The sequence below is a fragment of the Pseudomonas sp. NPDC089547 genome (genome assembly GCF_050280665.1).
GTDB lineage: Bacteria > Pseudomonadota > Gammaproteobacteria > Pseudomonadales > Pseudomonadaceae > Aquipseudomonas.
Map to the genome: position 1 here is coordinate 1 of NZ_JBNNVS010000111.1, position 1,380 is coordinate 1,380.

The 1,380-nt window shown below is 60.4% G+C and carries 2 protein-coding genes; both read left to right on the forward strand.

The window, feature by feature from the left end; genetic code table 11:
* On the forward strand, nucleotides 1–636 hold a 636-nt coding region (locus ACQKPZ_RS28175), incomplete at its 5' end, for a membrane dipeptidase (protein ID WP_427544558.1).
* Between the two features lie 76 nt (nucleotides 637–712).
* Complete coding sequence (locus ACQKPZ_RS28180) at nucleotides 713–1,243, forward strand: DUF5943 domain-containing protein (RefSeq protein WP_008091518.1); 531 nt, start codon at nucleotides 713–715, stop codon at nucleotides 1,241–1,243.
* Nucleotides 1,244–1,380: the final 137 nt, after the last annotated feature.

Consider the following 1,380-nt stretch of genomic DNA (forward strand, 5'->3'; position numbering starts at 1 on the left):
ATCGTGCAGATGTGCTACATCAGGCAGAAGCTGGTGGGTAGCGGTTGCTACGTGCGTGTCGGCGGCCTGTCGGGCTTCGGCCGCGAGATCGTGGCGGAAATGAACCGCGTCGGCATCATGTGCGACCTGTCCCACGTCGGCTCCAAAACCTCCGAAGAAGTCATCCTCGAATCGAAAAAACCGGTGTGCTACTCGCACTGCCTGCCCTCGGGCCTGAAAGAGCACCCGCGCAACAAGTCGGACGAAGAGCTGAAGTTCATCGCCGACCATGGCGGCTTTGTTGGCGTGACCATGTTCGCGCCGTTCCTGGCCAAGGGCATCGACTCCACCATCGACGACTACGCCGAAGCCATCGAATACACCATGAACATCGTCGGTGAAGACGCCATCGGTATCGGTACCGACTTCACCCAGGGCCACGGCCAGGACTTCTTCGAGTACCTGACCCACGACAAGGGCTACGCCCGTCGCCTGACCAACTTCGGCAAGATCATCAACCCGCTCGGCATCCGCACTGTCGGCGAATTCCCCAACCTCACCGAAACCCTGCTCAAGCGCGGCCATTCCGAGCGCGTGGTACGCAAGATCATGGGCGAGAACTGGGTCAACGTCCTCAAGGACGTCTGGGGCGAGTAAGCCGCTCTCCAAGCCTGATAGCCCCTGCCAGCAACGCCGGGGCACCCACATAAAAATTTTATGGAGTTGAGTTTCCATGGCCAAGATCGCCCCGCAATTGCCAATCGAAGTCGACAGCGAGACCGGTGTCTGGACCAGCGACGCCCTGCCGATGCTGTACGTACCGCGCCATTTCTTCGTCAACAACCACATCGGCATCGAGGAAGTGCTGGGCGCCGACGCCTACGCCGAGATCCTCTACAAGGCCGGTTACAAGTCCGCCTGGCACTGGTGTGAGAAAGAAGCCGAGTGCCATGGCCTGGAAGGCGTGGCGGTGTTCGAGCACTACATGAAGCGCCTGAGCCAGCGTGGCTGGGGCCTGTTCGAGATCCAGGACATCGACCTGGACAAAGGCACCTGCAGCGTCAAGCTCAAGCACTCGGCGTTCGTGTATGTGTACGGCAAATGCGGCCGCAAGGTGGACTACATGTTCACCGGCTGGTTCGCCGGTGCCATGGACCAGATTCTCGCTGCCCGCGGCAGCAAGATCCGCACTGTGGCCGAGCAGGTCTACGGCGGGTCGGAAGAAGGCCACGAAGATGGCCTGTTCGTTACAAAGCCGTTGTAAGCCGGAGATAGCGTCATGGCATTCGAAGCAATGTTCACCGGGCTATCCAGGTGGGCACCTACAACACCGGAGATGTTGCGCGCACATTCGCCACGCGCTCGGTAGAGCAGCAACTGGCATCGTCGCGCCAGGCGGTG